This is a genomic window from Chryseobacterium sp. A321, assembly GCF_054489265.1.
This window is the reverse complement of the sequence record NZ_JBTMWZ010000001.1, coordinates 1,730,172-1,747,738: the sequence shown is the minus strand read 5'-3', so window position 1 is coordinate 1,747,738 and position 17,567 is coordinate 1,730,172. Positions and strand designations below refer to the sequence as shown.

21 protein-coding genes are annotated in these 17,567 nt (G+C 40.2%); 16 read left to right on the top strand and 5 right to left on the bottom strand.

Annotated features, from left to right (window positions below; genetic code table 11):
* Nucleotides 1–43: 43 nt before the first annotated feature.
* The 5 genes from thrS (at nucleotide 44) to ACX3PZ_RS08160 (ending at nucleotide 4,737) form a co-directional block, all read left to right on the top strand.
* Entirely contained in the window at nucleotides 44–1,987 is a 1,944-nt protein-coding gene (gene thrS / locus ACX3PZ_RS08180; protein WP_459112487.1) for a threonine--tRNA ligase, read from the top strand.
* A gap of 45 nt (nucleotides 1,988–2,032) precedes the next feature.
* A complete protein-coding gene (gene infC / locus ACX3PZ_RS08175) occupies nucleotides 2,033–2,596 on the top strand; it encodes a translation initiation factor IF-3 (protein WP_459084016.1) in 564 nt (187 codons plus the stop codon).
* 132 nt (nucleotides 2,597–2,728) lie between these two features.
* A complete protein-coding gene (rpmI, locus tag ACX3PZ_RS08170; protein ID WP_459083978.1) occupies nucleotides 2,729–2,926 on the top strand; it encodes a 50S ribosomal protein L35 in 198 nt (65 codons plus the stop codon).
* A 122-nt stretch (nucleotides 2,927–3,048) separates the two neighbouring features.
* Entirely contained in the window at nucleotides 3,049–3,393 is a 345-nt protein-coding gene (gene rplT / locus ACX3PZ_RS08165) for a 50S ribosomal protein L20 (RefSeq protein WP_194739238.1), read from the top strand.
* 150 nt (nucleotides 3,394–3,543) lie between these two features.
* Nucleotides 3,544–4,737 carry a BaiN/RdsA family NAD(P)/FAD-dependent oxidoreductase gene (locus ACX3PZ_RS08160; protein ID WP_459112486.1) on the top strand — a complete coding sequence of 398 codons (1,194 nt, stop codon included), beginning with the start codon at nucleotides 3,544–3,546 and terminating at the stop codon, nucleotides 4,735–4,737.
* On the opposite strand, the gene ACX3PZ_RS08155 is transcribed toward ACX3PZ_RS08160, so the two are convergent.
* From ACX3PZ_RS08155 to ACX3PZ_RS08145, 3 genes are all read right to left on the bottom strand, one after another.
* Nucleotides 4,734–5,846: a glycosyltransferase family 4 protein gene (locus ACX3PZ_RS08155; RefSeq protein WP_459112485.1), complete on the bottom strand. Its 1,113-nt coding sequence runs from the start codon at nucleotides 5,844–5,846 to the stop codon at nucleotides 4,734–4,736. The two genes, ACX3PZ_RS08160 and ACX3PZ_RS08155, sit on opposite strands and share 4 nt — an antisense overlap.
* A gap of 97 nt (nucleotides 5,847–5,943) precedes the next feature.
* On the bottom strand, nucleotides 5,944–6,756 hold the full coding sequence (locus ACX3PZ_RS08150) for a 2,3,4,5-tetrahydropyridine-2,6-dicarboxylate N-succinyltransferase (RefSeq protein ID WP_459112484.1): 813 nt from the start codon (nucleotides 6,754–6,756) through the stop codon (nucleotides 5,944–5,946).
* Nucleotides 6,757–6,888: 132 nt separating this feature from the next.
* The gene (locus tag ACX3PZ_RS08145) at nucleotides 6,889–7,476 is read right to left on the bottom strand and encodes a C40 family peptidase (RefSeq protein WP_459083974.1); all 588 of its coding nucleotides are present in this window, start codon (nucleotides 7,474–7,476) and stop codon (nucleotides 6,889–6,891) included.
* Between the two features lie 171 nt (nucleotides 7,477–7,647).
* Between ACX3PZ_RS08145 and ACX3PZ_RS08140 the strand changes: the two genes are divergently transcribed.
* From ACX3PZ_RS08140 to arsB, 9 genes are all read left to right on the top strand, one after another.
* Nucleotides 7,648–8,310, top strand: coding sequence for a hypothetical protein (locus tag ACX3PZ_RS08140; RefSeq protein ID WP_459112483.1), 663 nt, complete (start codon nucleotides 7,648–7,650; stop codon nucleotides 8,308–8,310).
* A 240-nt stretch (nucleotides 8,311–8,550) separates the two neighbouring features.
* Nucleotides 8,551–8,844, top strand: a complete 294-nt coding sequence (locus ACX3PZ_RS08135) for a type II toxin-antitoxin system HigB family toxin (RefSeq protein WP_459112482.1) — start codon at nucleotides 8,551–8,553, stop codon at nucleotides 8,842–8,844.
* Between the two features lie 11 nt (nucleotides 8,845–8,855).
* The gene (locus ACX3PZ_RS08130; protein WP_459112481.1) at nucleotides 8,856–9,218 is read left to right on the top strand and encodes a helix-turn-helix domain-containing protein; all 363 of its coding nucleotides are present in this window, start codon (nucleotides 8,856–8,858) and stop codon (nucleotides 9,216–9,218) included.
* Nucleotides 9,219–9,290: 72 nt separating this feature from the next.
* Nucleotides 9,291–9,437 carry a hypothetical protein gene (locus ACX3PZ_RS08125; RefSeq protein WP_459112480.1) on the top strand — a complete coding sequence of 49 codons (147 nt, stop codon included), beginning with the start codon at nucleotides 9,291–9,293 and terminating at the stop codon, nucleotides 9,435–9,437.
* Between the two features lie 6 nt (nucleotides 9,438–9,443).
* A complete protein-coding gene (locus ACX3PZ_RS08120; RefSeq protein ID WP_459112479.1) occupies nucleotides 9,444–9,800 on the top strand; it encodes a DUF2200 domain-containing protein in 357 nt (118 codons plus the stop codon).
* A 317-nt stretch (nucleotides 9,801–10,117) separates the two neighbouring features.
* The gene (locus tag ACX3PZ_RS08115; protein ID WP_459112478.1) at nucleotides 10,118–10,447 is read left to right on the top strand and encodes an ArsR/SmtB family transcription factor; all 330 of its coding nucleotides are present in this window, start codon (nucleotides 10,118–10,120) and stop codon (nucleotides 10,445–10,447) included.
* Between the two features lie 91 nt (nucleotides 10,448–10,538).
* On the top strand, nucleotides 10,539–11,012 hold the full coding sequence (locus ACX3PZ_RS08110; RefSeq protein ID WP_459112477.1) for a DUF6428 family protein: 474 nt from the start codon (nucleotides 10,539–10,541) through the stop codon (nucleotides 11,010–11,012).
* A gap of 14 nt (nucleotides 11,013–11,026) precedes the next feature.
* A complete protein-coding gene (locus tag ACX3PZ_RS08105; protein WP_459112476.1) occupies nucleotides 11,027–11,638 on the top strand; it encodes a low molecular weight phosphatase family protein in 612 nt (203 codons plus the stop codon).
* Nucleotides 11,639–11,641: 3 nt separating this feature from the next.
* Nucleotides 11,642–12,718, top strand: a complete 1,077-nt coding sequence (gene arsB / locus ACX3PZ_RS08100) for an ACR3 family arsenite efflux transporter (protein ID WP_459112475.1) — start codon at nucleotides 11,642–11,644, stop codon at nucleotides 12,716–12,718.
* A gap of 242 nt (nucleotides 12,719–12,960) precedes the next feature.
* Here arsB and ACX3PZ_RS08095 read toward each other — a convergent pair whose 3' ends face one another.
* Together ACX3PZ_RS08095 and ACX3PZ_RS08090 are read right to left on the bottom strand one after the other, a co-directional pair.
* Entirely contained in the window at nucleotides 12,961–13,554 is a 594-nt protein-coding gene (locus ACX3PZ_RS08095; RefSeq protein WP_459083961.1) for a hypothetical protein, read from the bottom strand.
* On the bottom strand, nucleotides 13,551–13,850 hold the full coding sequence (locus ACX3PZ_RS08090; protein ID WP_459112474.1) for a hypothetical protein: 300 nt from the start codon (nucleotides 13,848–13,850) through the stop codon (nucleotides 13,551–13,553). Before ACX3PZ_RS08090 ends, ACX3PZ_RS08095 begins: the two co-directional genes overlap by 4 nt.
* 404 nt (nucleotides 13,851–14,254) lie before the next feature.
* Here ACX3PZ_RS08090 and ku point away from each other — a divergent pair, with 404 nt between their 5' ends.
* Both ku and ligD read left to right on the top strand, forming a co-directional pair.
* Complete coding sequence (gene ku / locus ACX3PZ_RS08085) at nucleotides 14,255–15,040, top strand: non-homologous end joining protein Ku (RefSeq protein WP_459112473.1); 786 nt, start codon at nucleotides 14,255–14,257, stop codon at nucleotides 15,038–15,040.
* A gap of 3 nt (nucleotides 15,041–15,043) precedes the next feature.
* Nucleotides 15,044–17,548, top strand: a complete 2,505-nt coding sequence (gene ligD, locus ACX3PZ_RS08080) for a DNA ligase D (RefSeq protein WP_459112472.1) — start codon at nucleotides 15,044–15,046, stop codon at nucleotides 17,546–17,548.
* Nucleotides 17,549–17,567 lie beyond the last annotated feature (19 nt).

Below are 17,567 nucleotides of genomic sequence, written 5' to 3'. Positions count from 1 at the left end.
AATCCGTATTTTTGCAGCTTATAATTTAATTTCAAGCGAGAACATGGTTAAAATCACACTTCCAGACGGAAGCCTAAAAGAATTTGAGAGTAAAGTTACTCCCCTCGAGATTGCAAAGTCCATCAGCGAAGGACTGGCTAGAAACACTATTTCTGCGATCGTAAACGGTCAGCAGGTAGAAGTCTCTACCCCAATCACGACGGATTCTACGGTTCAGCTTTTAACCTGGAATGATCCCATGGGAAAGAAAGCCTTTTGGCATTCTTCCGCCCACTTACTGGCTCAAGCCATTCTTGCTTTTTATCCGGAAGCGAAACTTACCATTGGACCTGCGATCGAGAATGGATTCTATTACGACGTAGACTTTGGAGAAGAAGTTTTAAGCGAAAAAGACTTTGAAAAAATTGAAAAGAAAATGCTTGAAAATGCCAAGCAGAATTCTACTTTCAAACTCTACGCAGTTTCAAAAGCAGAGGCTTTAGAAGCCTACGCTGACAACCCTTTCAAAACCGAATTAATCTCCAATCTAAACGACGGAGAAATTACCTTTGTAACCCATGCGGATTTCACAGACCTTTGTCGTGGGGGACACATTCCCTCCACAGGCATTGTGAAAGCGGTGAAGGTTCTTAATGCAGCGGGAGCCTATTGGAGAGGAGACGAAAAGAATCCTCAACTTACCCGCGTCTATGGGATTTCCTTCCCGAAGCAAAAAGAACTTACGGAGTATCTTGAGCGTTTAGAGGAAGCCAAAAGAAGAGACCACAGAAAACTTGGGAAAGAACTAGGCATCTTTACCTTCTCTGAAAAAGTGGGTGCAGGTCTTCCTCTATGGCTACCTAAAGGGGCCGCGCTTCGCAAAAAATTAGAAAACTTCCTTTCTGAGGCTCAAAAAAAGGCAGGCTATGAGTTTGTCATGACACCTCATATTGGGAATGTAGAACTCTACAAAACCTCGGGTCACTTCCAGAAATACGGGGCGGACAGTTTCCAAACCATTAAGACTCCAAACGAGGGAGAAGAGTTCATGCTCAAACCAATGAACTGCCCTCACCACTGCGAAATATACAAGGTAGGCCAATGGTCGTACCGAGATTTACCCAAACGTTTTGCAGAGTTTGGAACCGTATACCGCTACGAACAAAGTGGCGAGCTTCATGGGCTTACGAGAGTAAGAGGATTTACTCAGGACGATGCGCACTTATTCTGTACACCGGATCAACTTTTAACTGAATTTGAAGGCGTGATTGATCTTGTGATGTACGTGTTTAAAAACTTAGGGTTTGAAGATTTTGTAACTCAGGTCTCGCTTCGCGATCCTGAGAACAAAGAAAAGTACATCGGATCCGATGAAAACTGGGAAAAAGCAGAAACCGCGATTATCACTGCGGCTAAAAATAAAAACTTGACCACCGTAGTGGAATACGGAGAAGCCGCCTTTTACGGACCGAAGCTTGACTTCATGGTAAAGGATGCTCTAGGTAGACGCTGGCAGTTAGGAACCATCCAGGTGGATTACAACCTTCCGGAACGTTTTGATCTAACTTACATTGGAAACGACGGCGAGAAACACAGACCGGTGATGATTCACCGTGCTCCTTTCGGATCCATGGAAAGATTCATCGCCATTCTACTCGAAAATACGGCAGGAGACTTCCCACTGTGGCTTTCTCCAGACCAATTCATTCTGCTTCCAATCTCAGAAAAATACGTGGAATATGCAGAAAAAGTTTCACAATTACTAGAAAATCACGATATTAGCGGCCTAATTGACAAACGAAACGAAAAGACAGGCAAAAAGATACGTGATGCGGAACTCGCGAAGCAACCTTTTATGCTCGTCGTAGGGGAAAGCGAAGCCCAAGCAGGAACCGTTTCTGTTCGTCGTCGTGGCGAAGGAGACCTTGGAACTATGACGGTGGAAGAGTTCATCAATTACTTTAAAAAAGCAGCTGAATTTAATGCTGAATTTGGACAGAAAGCCTAAGCGCTTTGGTTCACAAAAATAGAATATAACTTAAAATTTACTACAATAGCACAGAAATTTCATTACAGAGGTAGAGGCCCACAGAGACGTCCCCAAGAGGACGCTCACCAGATTAACGACAAGATCCGCGCAAGGGAAGTTCGTTTAGTGGGCGAAAACGTAGAACCGGGAGTATATCCTCTAGCGAAGGCTCAGGCCATGGCTAGAGAACTCGAACTCGACTTGGTGGTCATCTCCGACAAACAAGAACCGTTCATTGCCCGAATATTAGAATACAAAAAGTTTCTCTACGAACAAAAAAAGAAACAAAAAGAACTAAAAGCGAAGCAGGTAAAAGTGACTGTGAAAGAAGTCCGTTTTGGACCTCAAACCGACGAGCACGATTACGAGTTCAAAAAGAAACATGCTGAGAAATTTTTAGAAGAAGGTTCTAAATTAAAAACCTACGTATTTTTCAAAGGACGTTCCATCATTCACAAAGACCAAGGAGAAATTCTTCTTCTTCGTTTGGCCCAAGATTTAGAGCACGTGGGAAAAGTAGACCAGATGCCTAAATTAGAAGGAAAACGGATGATTATGATGATGAGTCCTAAGAAACCTGCCAAATAAATCTTCTTAATTACGAAAGGGCAAACAAAGAGATTTCGATTCGAGGTCTCTTTTTCCCATGGTATCGCCAGTGGTATCAAAATATTTCGTAATTTTGCAAACTCAATATTGATAACAACAAATACTAAGCAAATGCCAAAATTAAAAACGAAATCAGGTGCTAAGAAGCGTTTTGCTCTTACCGGAACCGGAAAGATCAAAAGAAAGAATGCTTACAAAAGCCACATCTTAACAAAAAAAGAAACGAAGCAAAAGAGAAATCTTACGCAAACGTCTTATGTTGCGTCTGTGGATGAGAAAAGCGTGAAACGTCAATTAGCCATTAAGTAGTTTTTATATAACCCTTTTTAGGTTTATAAGAATTATCCAATTCAAAATTTTAACCCTGAAACGGAGCAAATAAGCGCAATGAAATAGTTTGCCGCCCTTTTCAAAAAAACAACAATTTAATTATGCCAAGATCAGTAAACGCCGTGGCTTCTAGAGCCCGCAGAAAAAAAGTGATGAAACTGGCTAAAGGTTTTTTCGGTAGAAGAAAAAACGTTTGGACAGTCGCTAAAAACGCCGTGGAAAAAGCGATGCAATACGCTTACCGTGGTAGAAAAGAGAAGAAAAGAAATTTCAGAGCCCTTTGGATTACCAGAATTAACGCTGGAGCGAGAGAGCACGGGATGTCATACTCTCAATTTATGGGAGCTCTTAAAAAGAACAACATTGAACTAAACAGAAAAGTTCTTGCTGATTTAGCAATGAACCACCCTGAAGCGTTCAAAGCTGTTGTAGATCAAGTAAAATAAATGTAAAATTTTGTTATCAATAGAGAATCCTGAACTTTTAGTTCAGGATTTTTTTTGTTCTTTTCTGTGACCTCTTTTGCCATTACTCTCTCCTACTTCCCATGACTACTTCTTTAAGCATCTCTTAGAAATGCTTACTTTTGCACAAGCATGAACGAAAAACACATTGTGATCATTGGCGCCGGACCTGCAGGACTTATGGCCGCTTACCAACTTGCCCTTCAGGGTAAAAAAGTCCATGTGTATGAGCAAAACAAGGCCGCTGCACGCAAGTTTCTTGTGGCAGGAAAAGGAGGCTTCAATTTGACACATTCTGAACCGATAGACACTTTTGTCACCCAATACGACCGCCTTGAAATGCAAGAGATCGTGAAAGACTTTGACAATGACCAAGTCACGCAGTGGCTTGGCGAGATTGGAATCTCAACGTATGTAGGGAGTTCAGGCAAAATTTTTCCCACCAAAAACTTTAAACCCATTGAGGTTCTAAACGCTTGGTTAGAAAAACTAAGTTCACTTGGTGTCCAGATTCATTACGAGCATCGATTTGTAAGTTTTGAGAACTCTAAAGTATACTTAGAGAACAAAGGGAAACAAACGATCGTAGAGTTTAGCCATCTTGTTTTAGCCTTAGGAGGAGGCTCTTGGAAGAAGACCGGTTCTAATGCCCAGTGGATTTCTTTTCTGAAGGAAAAAAAGATTGAAATCATCCCGCTTGAGTCTGCAAACTCTGGCTATGAAACGAAAGCTACGTTTCATACCCTCCAAGGTCAGTATTTGAAGAACACGAAGGTTTCTTTTGAATCCACCTCAAAAATCGGGGAACTTGTATTTACAAAATACGGCATTGAAGGAAGTTCTATTTACTATATGAATCGCTTTACAAGGCACCGAGAATTTCCACTCGTTCTTACTCTTGATTTAAAACCGAGTGTATCCGAATCCGAAATCTTAAACCTGTTAAAAGAGGCGCCCAAGATGAGTCCCATTCTTAAAAGAGAATTAAAACTATCCACAACCGCTCTTAATCTTTTAAAGACGCTTGATAAAACAAGTTATCTAGATCCCGTAATTCTGACAAAACACATTAAAAGTTTTCCAGTAGAAGTTCTTGGCTATCGACCGATCGACGAAGTGATCTCTACCTCAGGAGGCGTGGCCTTTTCTTCCTTAGCGCCTACGTTAGAATTGAAAGAGTGTGCTTCTGTGTACTGCGCAGGAGAAATGCTAGATTGGGAAGCGCCCACAGGGGGCTACTTATTGCAGGGTTGTTTCAGTTCAGGGGCTCGAGTAGCGAAGTCTATTTTAGCGAATGCAAAGAGCAAAACGCAAGACCTTCCTTAGGACTCAAGAACTTCCTGATAGACCTCGAACATTTGAGAAGCAATGGTCTCATCACAGAACTTTTGAACATATTCCAATCCTTTTTCTGCTCGCAATTTCCTTTCCGATTCCAGACTCCACAAATAGCGAAGCTTGGCTGCAATGTCTTTGCTGCTGTACGGGTCTACATAAAGAGAATGAGGGCCTCCGGCCTCTTGTAGACAACTGTTGTTGCTTGTGATCACGGGGGTTCCGCTATAGAGGGCTTCGATGACAGGAATGCCAAACCCTTCATAAAAACTTGGATACACAAACACGCTTGCGAGACGATAAATACAGGCTAAATCCTCCATGGTTACGCCCGTTAGAAAATGAACCCTGTCTTCTAGTCCATAACGCTTTATCGCTTTTTGAACCTTTTTTTGGTACGCAGTGGGTTTTCCTACCACGATAAGCGGTATCTCGATTTCTTTAAGTTCTTTAAGGGCCTCGATGACACCTAAAAGGTTCTTTCGCTCTTCAATCGTTCCTACGCTCAGTAGAAACTCTCTAGGTAGCTTGTATTTTTCTTGAATGCTATCTAGAATCTGTAGTGGGATATCACATTTGAATGCCTTGTGGCATCCTTGATAGACCACCCGTACTTTTTGGGAATCCACCGGTAGATAAGAAAGAATATCCGTTTTGGTTTGGTTGGAGATCGCAATGATTAAATCGGCCTGCTCTGCTGCTTTTTTAAATTTCCAATAATGGATTTTTCGATCGAAGAAGGAATAATACTGAGGGAATTTTAGAAAGATAAGATCGTGTATGGTCACCACCTTTTTGATGGGCTCCTTCTCCCATCGAATCGGGAGTTCTCCAGAAAGTCCATGGAAGAGATCCGCTTTTTCTCTCTGGGCTAATTTGCCCATCAGAAATAGCCTTGCGAGCTTTCCGTTTCCAATGGATCTAAATTCTACTTTGGAGTTACCAAGAATTTCCGCTCCTCGTGCGGAAATGGATTTACCATACAAGAGATAGCGATTTTCCTTGGGCGTACGGGCAAGAATTCGGATGAGATCTCGAGAATAGTTTCCAAGACCGGAAGCGTTATGAAAAAATCGTTTCGCGTCGTAGGCAATTTTCATTTTCTTTCGAACAAAATAGAATTAGTCCACAAATAACGTAAAAAAAAGTGGATACTTTCAAGAAAAGCACCCACTTTACTCTATAAGCTTGGGTCTGTTAAACAGACACGTTGTTTTCTCTTAAAGCGTCGTTAAGCGAAGTCTTCTTATCGGTTGATTCTTTTCTCTGGCCAATAATAAGTGCACAAGGCACGTGGTAATCTCCCGCTTCAAATGTTTTGGTGTAACTTCCTGGAATTACAACCGAACGTGCAGGAATTCGTCCTTTATACTCGACGGGATCGTCTCCGGTTACGTCAATAATTTTGGTAGAGGCCGTTAGAACCACATTGGCTCCTAAAACCGCTTCCCTCTCTACGTGAACTCCTTCCACGACGATGCAGCGAGATCCTACGAAACAATCGTCTTCAATGATAACAGGTGCAGCTTGAAGCGGTTCAAGAACGCCTCCAATTCCCACACCACCACTTAGGTGTACGTTTTTACCAATCTGTGCGCAGCTTCCTACCGTTGCCCAAGTATCGACCATGGTTCCGGAATCTACATACGCACCAATGTTAATATAAGAAGGCATCATAATGACTCCAGAGGCTACATAAGCTCCTTCTCTAGCAATTGCATGAGGAACGACTCTCACCCCTTTTGCTGCGTAATTTTTTTTGAGTGGAATTTTATCGTGGAATTCAAAAGGTCCCACTTCAATCGTTTCCATGGTTTGAATCGGGAAATACATTACAACTGCTTTTTTCACCCATTCATTCACCTGCCATCCTTTTTCCGTAGGTTCTGCGACACGAAGTTCACCTTTGTCTAATAAAGAAATCACTTCTCTAATTAGCGCCTTACTCTCTTCTTGTTGCAACAAATCGCGGTTATCCCAGATCGATTCGATTCTTTCTTGTAAACTCATTTTAAATTAAGTAATTAATTGAGAACAAAAATAGGGAAAGAAGCTGTGATTAAAAAACCTTGCCTCTTCATTTCTTGAAAAAGGATCAAATTCAATTGGAAATAAGTAGGAAGTAATTGAAAGTATAGATTTCTAAAGCACTTTTTGAGCGTGCAAGTAGGCTTTGTTCCAATACGTCTCGTTTAGAGAGGAAATAATAACTCCTTTTGAAGTAGAAGCATGAATAAACTTCACTTCTCCATCGCCACCAATATCGTGCACGATGCCTACGTGGGAAACTCTTGAGCCTCCGCCTGTAGCAAAAAACAATAGATCTCCAGGTTTCACCTGGGTAATCTCAATGGGATCTCCAGTGAGGGCCTGATCCGAAGAGCGTCTTGGCAATTTGTATTCATTCTGTTCAAAAACGACTAGAGTGAAGCCCGAACAATCAAAGCCTGAGGACGTATCCCCTCCGTATTTGTAGGGAGCTCCGAGGTATTTATGCGCATCTTTCAGTAGATCCTCTACCTGAGAAGAATTCTTTCCGGCATATTTTGATTCTAAATGCCTCAGACCACTCGACCTTTCTACCGTTTTCGTAGGTATCTCTCGCTCTACCGGATTATGACCCACGGCGCGAGAAGAAGTACCACACGAAATAGCCACAGAAGCTATTAGGGTAAGTCCAACAAAGGATTTAAGTAGGTTTTCTTTTGGAGCTTGCAAGAGTGTATTCATCACAGAAAGGTTTTTAATTAAAAAAGGAGCAGCAAAATTCCAGTCTCTTTTCTCTACAAATATAGAAAATATATTGAAATATAGATTATACTACAACTATAAATTAACTATACTATAATTAGGTCAAAATTAAAAATATCTATACATTTGAATTCTTTTGCAAATTCATTTATGGCGAAATACAAAAGTTCCATCGAAATCCAGGGCGCTATTGGAGATTTGGTTTACTACCAACTCAATGGCGTAAATGTGGTTCGTCGTAAAAGTGGATTTAACAAAACCTCCTACGAAGAAAAGGAAAGCTATGCAGCGGTTCGCCAGAACAGTTCTGAATTTGGACATTGTTCCAAGTCTGGAAAAATGATAAGAGAAGCCCTTAGGGACTATATGGCCTTTGCTGAGGACAAATATCTATATCAAAAATTTGCAAAGGTAATGACCCTCATCAAAGATCTAGATGCTCTAACTCCGAAAGGAGATCGGCGCGTTTACCGAGGTCTGAAAACGGAACTAGGTAAGACAATGTTACGAGAGTTTGAGTTTGGAAAGATGCCTCGACCTAAGGGATCCCTAAAGATTTCAAAAGATCTTTTTGAAACCTCCCTTCTTCTCCCCTCTCTTTCAAAATATGAGAGCCTTGAACTTATCGCCATCACTGCGAATTTTGAAACCTATCAGACGAAGCTCAAAGTCTATAATTTTTCTTTTGAAGAAAAACCCGCTCGATTTGCTTTGGAAAATATTCCCTCAACTGAGCAAGGTGCAGAGCAGACCCTGTATTTTGCTGCCCTAAGAAAGAACGAAGACGTTCGCGCCATGGGCTTTGTATTTTAGAACAAGCAAAGTATACGCTTGCACCTGCATAGAAAAAGAAGCCATCAGTTTTTGCTTCCTTCGCTTGGAAATCCTATAAATTTATACTTTTAACCCCGTCTACTACTCTACTGATCACATATCAAAAGAATCCCTGTTAGTGATATTAGAAATGAAAATGTTTTCATATTATTTTGATTTTTATAACTTAATTCTATATATTGGAATTTAATTTTTAACTTTGCTGTATAAATTCTTTATATGAGGATTGTTGCTATTAAAACAATTAGGGATTTTTATCATCTTCATCCTACTTCCAAAACCGCATTGGAAAGTTGGTATAAAACAAGCAAATCAGCTCAATGGAAAGGATTGAATGATATTAAAAAAGATGTGAACAGTGTAGATTATGTCGGGAACAAAAGGTATGTTTTTAACATTAAGGGAAATGATTTCCGAATGGTTGTCAAAATTCTTTTTACCCCACAAATGATGTACATAAGGTTTATCGGAACACATAAAGAATATGATAAAATTGATTGTAAAACGATTTAAAAAAAAATAATATGGTACGGATAAAATCAGAATCCCAGTACAAGATGCTTCTAAAAAAAATAGACGTATTGATTGACATTGTAGATGATGAGACACCTCCAACGGATCCGGATTATATGGAGCTTGACCTTTTGACTGATTTGGTGGAAGAATACGAAACCGAACATTACTCGATTGAACCACCGTCTTTAAATGACGTTATCAAACTCCGTATGTACGAAATGGATATTACACAGGCAAAATTGGCAGACCTTATTGGTGTAAGTGCTTCCAGAGTCAGCGAATATCTTTCGGGAAAAAGTGAACCTACCTTACAGGTTGCCAAGAATCTACATAAAAAACTAAACATCAATCCGTATATTATTCTTCAATAAAAACACCAGGACTGTCAAACATACTGTCCTTTTTTAGTGCTATAAATTTCTTGCTTTGCTCTGGTTTTTTTCATGTCTATTGTCTTGATCCAGACCCTCCAAAGACTTATTGGTACGGATTCAGTAGAAAAGGCAGGTTTTGTGCAAATTGGAAGAGACAAAGGGTTTGCCAGTGCACGACAAGAAGAGATTGAAGAATACATATACCAACTAACCTAGCGTACAATGCACGAGAAAAACAAAGAAAAAATTTACAAAATGCCTTTTGCAGTGGTCTACCCGCATTACATTCAAAAAGCGGAGAAGAAAGGACGCACGCAGGCTGAAGTAGATGAGATTATCTTTTGGCTGACTGGCTTTGATAAGAAAACTCTGCAGGTTCATCTTGAGAATAAAACCAGTTTTGAGGAATTCTTTTCTAAAGCAGAAATCCACCCGAATGCTTCAAAAATTACAGGTATGATTTGTGGATACCGCGTGGAGGAAATTCAGGAAAAGCTAACTAGAGAAATTCGCTATTTGGATAAACTAATCGATGAATTGGCTAAAGGGAAGGCAATGGAAAAGATTTTAAGATCGTAAGGCTCCCTACCTATAATCGACTAGTAGATATAAGTTGCAAGGCACTGCCTTCAGTTCATTTCTTAGATATGGCTTCCAATAGCGGTTACTTTTTTTTATTATTTCTAAGAACCATTTTGTAAATCGTTGTTTTTACTATCTTTAAGTTTTGAATATCATCACTAAGGATATATAATTCAAAGACTTTAATCAACAAAGAAACTGGATTTTTCTAATTAGCCCCTTTTGGCTACATTAATCTCAATCCGTAAAAAATGTAAAAATTTCTTTTGTTATTTCAATTATCATCGTAATATTGCAATATCAAAATACATACAATGGGAATTACGAAAACAGATCTATATACGGAAGAGCAAAACAAGCTCGCCACTCTACTCAAGGTCTTGGCTCATCCGGGAAGGATCGCCATCCTACAGTATATCATCAATCAAAAAGCTTGTATTTGCAATGACTTGGTCGATGAACTGGGTTTAGCTCAAGCTACAATTTCACAGCATTTAAAAGAATTAAAAAACATAGGAATCATAAAAGGCTCTGTAGAGGGGAAATCGGTCTGTTATTGTATCGACGAAAAAGTTTGGAAAAAGTTTCAGGCGCAAATCAATGGATTCTTCGACCAAAACGTCGATGTGGATGCGTGTTGTTAGATTCCAATTCATCCACTATACTCTCAATGACCTCTTGATATAAAAAAGTAGCCCTTCAATTATCTTTTATTAAACAGAAATTTAAATTATCATGAAACTATCTGAAATCAAAGCCATTTTACCCACTTTAGAGAATGTGCAATTCAAATTAGAAAATGGAACCTTCGTTCCTGAGCATTTTCACGTCACGGAAGTAGGACAAATTCAAAAGAACTTCATTGACTGTGGTGGCGTCATTAGAAAGGAGAAAACGATCAACTTTCAGCTGTGGAATGCAGATGATTTTGAGCATCTTTTAAAACCGGGCAAGCTGCTAAGCATCATTAATTTGTCAGAAGAAAAATTAGGTATTGAAGATTCCGAGATTGAAGTTGAATACCAAGACGGTACGATCGGAAAATACGATTTAGATTTCGATGGCAATACCTTCATTTTGAAAAACAAATTAACCGCATGCCTTGCTCAGGAGGCTTGTGGAATCCCGACGGAGAAAGTACGCAAAAATTTATCTGAACTTACCGTGAATACAACCTCCAGCTGCTCACCCAATTCAGGCTGCTGTTAATCCACCCTATTCCCATGAACACAAACTTAGAAAAGACAATCCAGCAGCTGCAATTTGAGCAGCTCAGCAGCGCGGAGCGCAGAACTAAATTGCAACCTCTGATTGATTTCATTCAGGAAAAAACAGATGAGAAAAAGGAAATAAACTTAAATTTCATTTGCACTCACAATTCCCGAAGAAGCCATTTGGCGCAAGTTTGGGCGCAAGCCGCGGCCGCACACTTCAAAATTGAAAAAGTGGCCTGCTATTCCGGAGGCACAGAAGAAACGGCCTTATATCCGAAAGTAGCAGAAACCCTTTTAAACCAAGGCTTCGATGCTTTTAAAATTGGGGAAGGCAGTAACCCTGTTTACGCGATAAAATTTGAGGCCAATTCCTTGCCTATCCTGGGGTTTTCTAAAAAGTACGACAGTGCGTTTAATCCGACTTCCTCCTTTGCAGCGATCCTTACCTGTTCACAGGCAGAAGAGGCATGTCCCTTTATTGCAGGGGCAGAAAAAAGGATTGGGATTCCCTTTGAAGATCCTAAAATTTCGGATTCAACTCCAGAGCAATCGCAAGTCTACGCCGATAGAAGTTTGCAGATCGCAAGTGAAATGTTTTATGTCTTTTCAAAAATTAAATAGCGAATGCAACCTAAATTAAAATTTTTAGACCGCTACCTTACACTCTGGATCTTTCTTGCGATGGGGATCGGTATTGGAATCGGTCACTTTTTTCCTGCCGTTTCTCAAATCACGGATTCTTTATCGGTTGGGACCACCAACCTTCCCCTAGCCATTGGACTAATCCTTATGATGTATCCACCCCTGGCTAAGGTAGATTATTCCCTACTGCCCATGGCATTAAAGGATAAAAGAACGATTAGCATTTCTCTACTTCTTAACTGGATTGTAGGACCTATTTTGATGTTTGCCCTTGCGGTCCTTTTCTTGAGAGACGAACCGGATTATATGATAGGTCTTATCCTCATTGGACTAGCCAGATGCATCGCGATGGTGATTGTTTGGAATGATTTAGCAAAGGGCAATCGTGAATACGCGGCGCTCTTAATTGCCTTAAACAGTATTTTCCAAGTGTTTACCTACAGCTTTTTAGTATGGTTGTTTATAAACATACTACCTGGCAAGCTTGGTTTAGGGACATTCGAGGTGAGCGTTTCGATGAGAGAGGTTACGCAGAGTGTACTCATCTATTTAGGAATTCCTTTTGTAGCAGGGTTTGTAAGTCGCTATATTCTTGTTAAGACCAAAGGTATTGAATGGTACAAACGGAAATTCATCCCGAAAATATCGCCTCTAACCTTGTATGCACTGCTTTTTACCATTGTACTCATGTTTAGTCTCAAAGGAGACAAAATAGTAGAATTGCCAATGGATGTGCTTAAGGTAGCCACCCCTTTAATTCTCTACTTTGTACTCATGTTTTTCGTAAGCTTCTGGGTTAACAAATCCCTTGGGCTTCCGTACGATAAAAATGCGTCGATTGCCTTTACGGCTACGGGAAACAATTTCGAATTAGCCATTGCAGTTGCAATCGCCGTCTTCGGAATCCATTCCCCACAAGCTTTTGTAGGGGTCATTGGACCTTTGGTAGAAGTTCCTGTACTAATCGCCCTAGTGAGAGTAAGCCTATGGCTTAAAAAGAAGTATTATCCTACCCCTCAGGAAAAAAGAATTGAGAGTGCGAATTCGTTAACCCCTTAGGTCTACTGAGCCTGAGTACCGAATGCTTTGACGCAAAATGTGCTCGTATCGTAAATGTTATCATAGCTATTTATTAAAATTTATTCGCTTTTTTCCATTTCAAAAGTAATGCTCATCCCTTTTGAACCAAATGCGCTCTCTCATTGCAGTTAAAATTAGTTCAAAAAAGAAGAAGCAGCCCACCACAGACTGCTTCAAAACCACCAAATTTAGTTTGAAAAACTAAGTACTTTGTATGCTGCCTAAAGGGCAGCTTTTTTCCATACCAAATCGGGAATCGCATCCGTACAAGGGTTCTTATTGGGATTGACCAGTATTTGTTTTAAAACTGTGGCAGCCTGTCGTGCGTATTCATGAAATTCTTTTTCAGTTTTCATCGCTGCACTAAGGGCACTTGCTGCACAAAATGTGTAAGCCTGCACTTCTGGATCGTCGTCCGATTTATTTGCAGCCAACGCTTGGTACTTTTCTGCGATCGCCATGTACTTATCATGCTCATCCCCTGAAGTGACTATAGCCGTTGCATTCATCCGTTTTAGTACGGAGGTATCCTGGGTATTAGAAGAGGTAAAATGCAAAGTATTAGGATCGACAATTTCTACGTAATACGTCTTTTGAAATTTATCGTGATAGTACTGGTATTTATTGCCAGCAAGTAGTGTATAGGGAGTCGTTCGATTGGGTTCGTAAACGATAAGTTTACCGCCTTTCAATTCAGCATCTAAGACGTAATTCCCTCCCTCCATAGAAAAGGTTCCTTTCGAGAGACTGGCTTGCGCATGGATTTGACCCATTCCTAGTAGAAAAGAGAATATCAAAATCGTTAAAGTTCTCATGGACACTGAGCTTTTAGAGAGTTGGCTTTTGCGAAATCGTCGGCTTCGTTACAACCGTAGGTTCTAGCAAAAAACTCCCAGTTCTTCTTACAAGTGGCGGAGAGTCGATTTGGAATTTCAACGGAATTCTCACTTCCAACCGCGCACTTATATCTGTAAGTGTAGGTGGAATTGTCCACTTTCTCTTGTTCCACACCCTCGGCAAAATCTTCACCTAGCCAGTCGGCAAAATCACAACGTTCTGCACTTTGCAATACAACAAAAGCCAGTGCAAAATTAAATAGCATCTTTAACATAGTTTAAATTTTAAATCGTTAGAAATTTGGACTTAGCTCCCTGACGTCAGGATATAAGAAAAGCCCTGCCTTAAATAAACATTCAAATGTATAGTTTTCACATTCTCAATAAAATACCTACAAATAGGTATTTTTATAAAGCAAAAGGCCCGTTTGTTGTAGGAAGTATTAAGGAAATAACAAAGCTCTACCCTTTTTACGTTTTAAGTACTAGAAATGGAACGACAAATCGAAATTTGAATCCCTTTCCTTGTGGGGTTTAAAGTAGATAAAACAAAAAGGCTTGACTTAAAAGGGTAATAAGAAAGTGACTATGCGGATAGAAAGGGTCTTTTGCCGATACATATTTTAAGCGCAGGATCCTGTATCAAAGCATTTTACTAAATTTACATAAAGCAAAAAGTATGAAATCAATTTGGAACGGTGCCATTGGCTTTGGGTTAGTAAACATACCCATAAAAATGTATTCTGCAGTAGAAGACAGCACGCTGGATTTAGATATGCTCGACAAAACAGATCATTCAAACATTAAATTCAAGCGGGTTAACGAAAATACAGGAAAAGAAGTAAAATGGAAAGACATCACGAAAGGATTTTTGATTAAAGATTCCTATGTGATTTTAGATGAGGAAGATTTTGCAGCTGCAAATCCAGAAAAGACCAAAACGTTTGCCATTGAAAAATTTGTGAAAGAAGAAGAAATCGATTCTGTACTCTTTGAAGTCCCCTATTTTTTAGAGCCTCAAAAAAATGCAGAGAATGTTTATAATCTTTTGGTCCAGGCGTTATTAAAAACCAAAATGGCGGGGGTTGGAACTTTCGTGATGCGGGAGAAAGAAATCTTTGGTATGATCCGTGTGTATGAAGGAAAGATATTAATCGTGAATCGTCTTCGATTCGCTCAGGAAATCAGAGACTACAAAGAACTCAAAATCCCAAAAGACAAAGCTCCAAAAGCCGCCGAATTAAAGATGGCCATTTCTTTAATCAAACAAACTTCAGCCAAATTTGACCCCTCTGAATTTAAGGACAACTACTCTTTGGATTTGATGAAAATCATCAAGAAGAAAGCAAAAGGAAAATCATCGAAAGTAGTGACCGAGAAGAAAGAAGAAACCGGAAAAGTGGTCGATTTAATGGCGCAACTAAAAGCCAGTTTAAAAGGATCCAAAGACAGCAAAGCCTCCTAGAATATGCCTTTAGAAGAATATCATAAAAAGCGAAATTTCTCTCAGACCTCCGAACCTAAGGGCGGTAAGGGAAAGAAGGACGACTCCCTTATTTTTGTCATCCAAAGGCATTCTGCCTCCCGCTTGCATTATGATTTTCGCTTAGAAATGCAGGGCGTTCTAAAGAGTTGGGCTATTCCTAAAGGCCCTTCCTTAGATCCACAGGACAAAAGGCTAGCGATGCAAACGGAAGACCATCCCTACAGTTACAAGGATTTTGAAGGATCGATTCCGAAAGGAAACTACGGCGCTGGCGAAGTGGAAATTTGGGACTCTGGAACCTATGAGCCTTTAAATACGAAGAAAGGAAAAAGCAAGGAGGCCTCACTACTTGAAGAACTGCAATCCGGATCCATAAAGATAAATTTGCACGGACAGAAATTGAAAGGGGAATTTGCCCTTGTGAAAATTAAAAATTCAAAAGAAGGAAATGCCTGGCTCTTAATTAAGCATAACGATACGTTTGCCACCCAGGGATATAATGCAGAAGATTTTGCAGCGAAGGACTCGAAAGTGAGCGAGCGAGAATTGAATCGAGCGAGCACAGGAAAAGCGAGCAAGGTTCAAAAAAAAACGCCCGTTAAGAACTTTAGTTCTGTTTTTACCGCTAGCGAAAGATTCTCTAGTTATATTTCCCCCATGCTTGCAGAAACAGGTGAGCGTGCCTTCGATGATAAAAAATGGCTTTTTGAAATCAAATGGGATGGATACCGTGGGATTGCCGATTTACGAGAAGACAAAATAAAACTCTATTCGCGCAATGGAATCTCCTACGCAGCGTCCTTTGAAAAAATAGTCAAGGCATTAGAAGATCAAAAATACCCTATGGTTTTGGACGGGGAGATTGTGGCTTTCAATGCGGAGGGCAAACCGGAGTTTCAACTCCTTCAAAACAAAGTTCAAAACTCGAAACTCGCCCTTAGCTATCAAGTATTTGATTTGCTTTGGCTCAACGGACATTCTACGCAGAAGCTTTCTCTTATCGAGAGAAAGGAACTTTTAAAAGAAGCCCTGATTGAAAATGAGGTGGTTAAATACTGCGATCATGTAGAAGAAAAAGGCAAAGATTTTTTTAAGCAAGTAGAGACCCTGGGACTCGAAGGAATGATTGCCAAGAAAATGGACAGCCTATACCTAGAAGGCATTCGTACAGAAGACTGGCTTAAAATCAAATTTCACAAAACACAGGAAGTCCTCATTTGTGGCTATACAGAGCCTAAAGCAGGACGCTCCTATTTTGGTTCCTTGATAATGGGGATTTATGAGAAAGGAGCGCTTTGCTTTTGTGGTCACGTAGGTACGGGGTTTAAAGACGACACGTTAAAGAATTTAAGGGAAGTCTTTAGACCGCTTGAAACGGACGAGTGTCCTTTTGAAGAAGTACCGAAAACCAATGGCAAACCTACTTGGCTTCGCCCCGAACTTATTTGCGAGATTAAATTCACAGAAAAAACGAAGAAGGGAATCTTCCGTCATCCGGTTTACTTAGGCATCCGAGCGGACAAGGATCTTGAAGATTTAGAAGAATTTGAGGATTCGAATGCAAGGACAAGTAAACTCTTGGAAGGAACGAAATCAAAGAGAGAAGTAAAACTTACCAATCAAAAGAAAGTCTATTTCCCCGAAAGTGGCATTACCAAAGGCGATTTGATTGCGTATTACCAATCGGTAGCGGAGTACATTTTACCTCATTTAAAGCATAGGCCTCAATCGCTCAACCGATTTCCAAATGGCATCGAAGAATTAAACTTTTACCATAAAGATGCGGGAAAGGAGGCGCCCACATGGATGGACAAGGTCTCTATTTTATCTGAGTCTAACGATAAGGACAATCTGTATCTGATAGGCAACACAAAAGAAGACTTAGCCTATCTAAACAATTTAGGATGCATTGATTTAAATCCTTGGAATTCGACTGTGGATCATTTGCATACCCCTACGTGGTTAGCACTGGATCTAGATCCCTCCGAGAACAATACGTTCGAGCATGTGATTGAAACCGCCATGGCGGTAAAAGAAGTGCTTGATCTTTCGAAGGTGAAAGGCTACGCTAAAACCTCAGGAAGTTCGGGCATTCACATCTATTTGCCCATGGAAGCAAAGTACTCGTTTGAACAAGTGAAAAACTTCGCCCATATCCTGATGCAGAAAGTAAATCAGCTCCTCCCCGAGCTCACCACACTAGAAAGAAATTTGAAAAAACGAGGCAAAGAAAAAATCTATTTAGACTACTTGCAGAACCGATTCGGACAGACTTTGGCTAGCGTCTATAGTGTTCGTCCTAAACCCCATGCGCCTGTGTCTATGCCCCTCAATTGGAACGAAGTAAAATCAGGATTAAGCCCTACCGATTTTACGATTCACAGCGCACTTGAGAGAATTAAAAAGAAGGGAGATCTGTTTAAACCTGTACTCGGAGAAGGAATCGATCTATTGGATGCCTTAGAAAACCTAAGCCCAAAGGGTTAGAATTACCCGTTGAATTAAA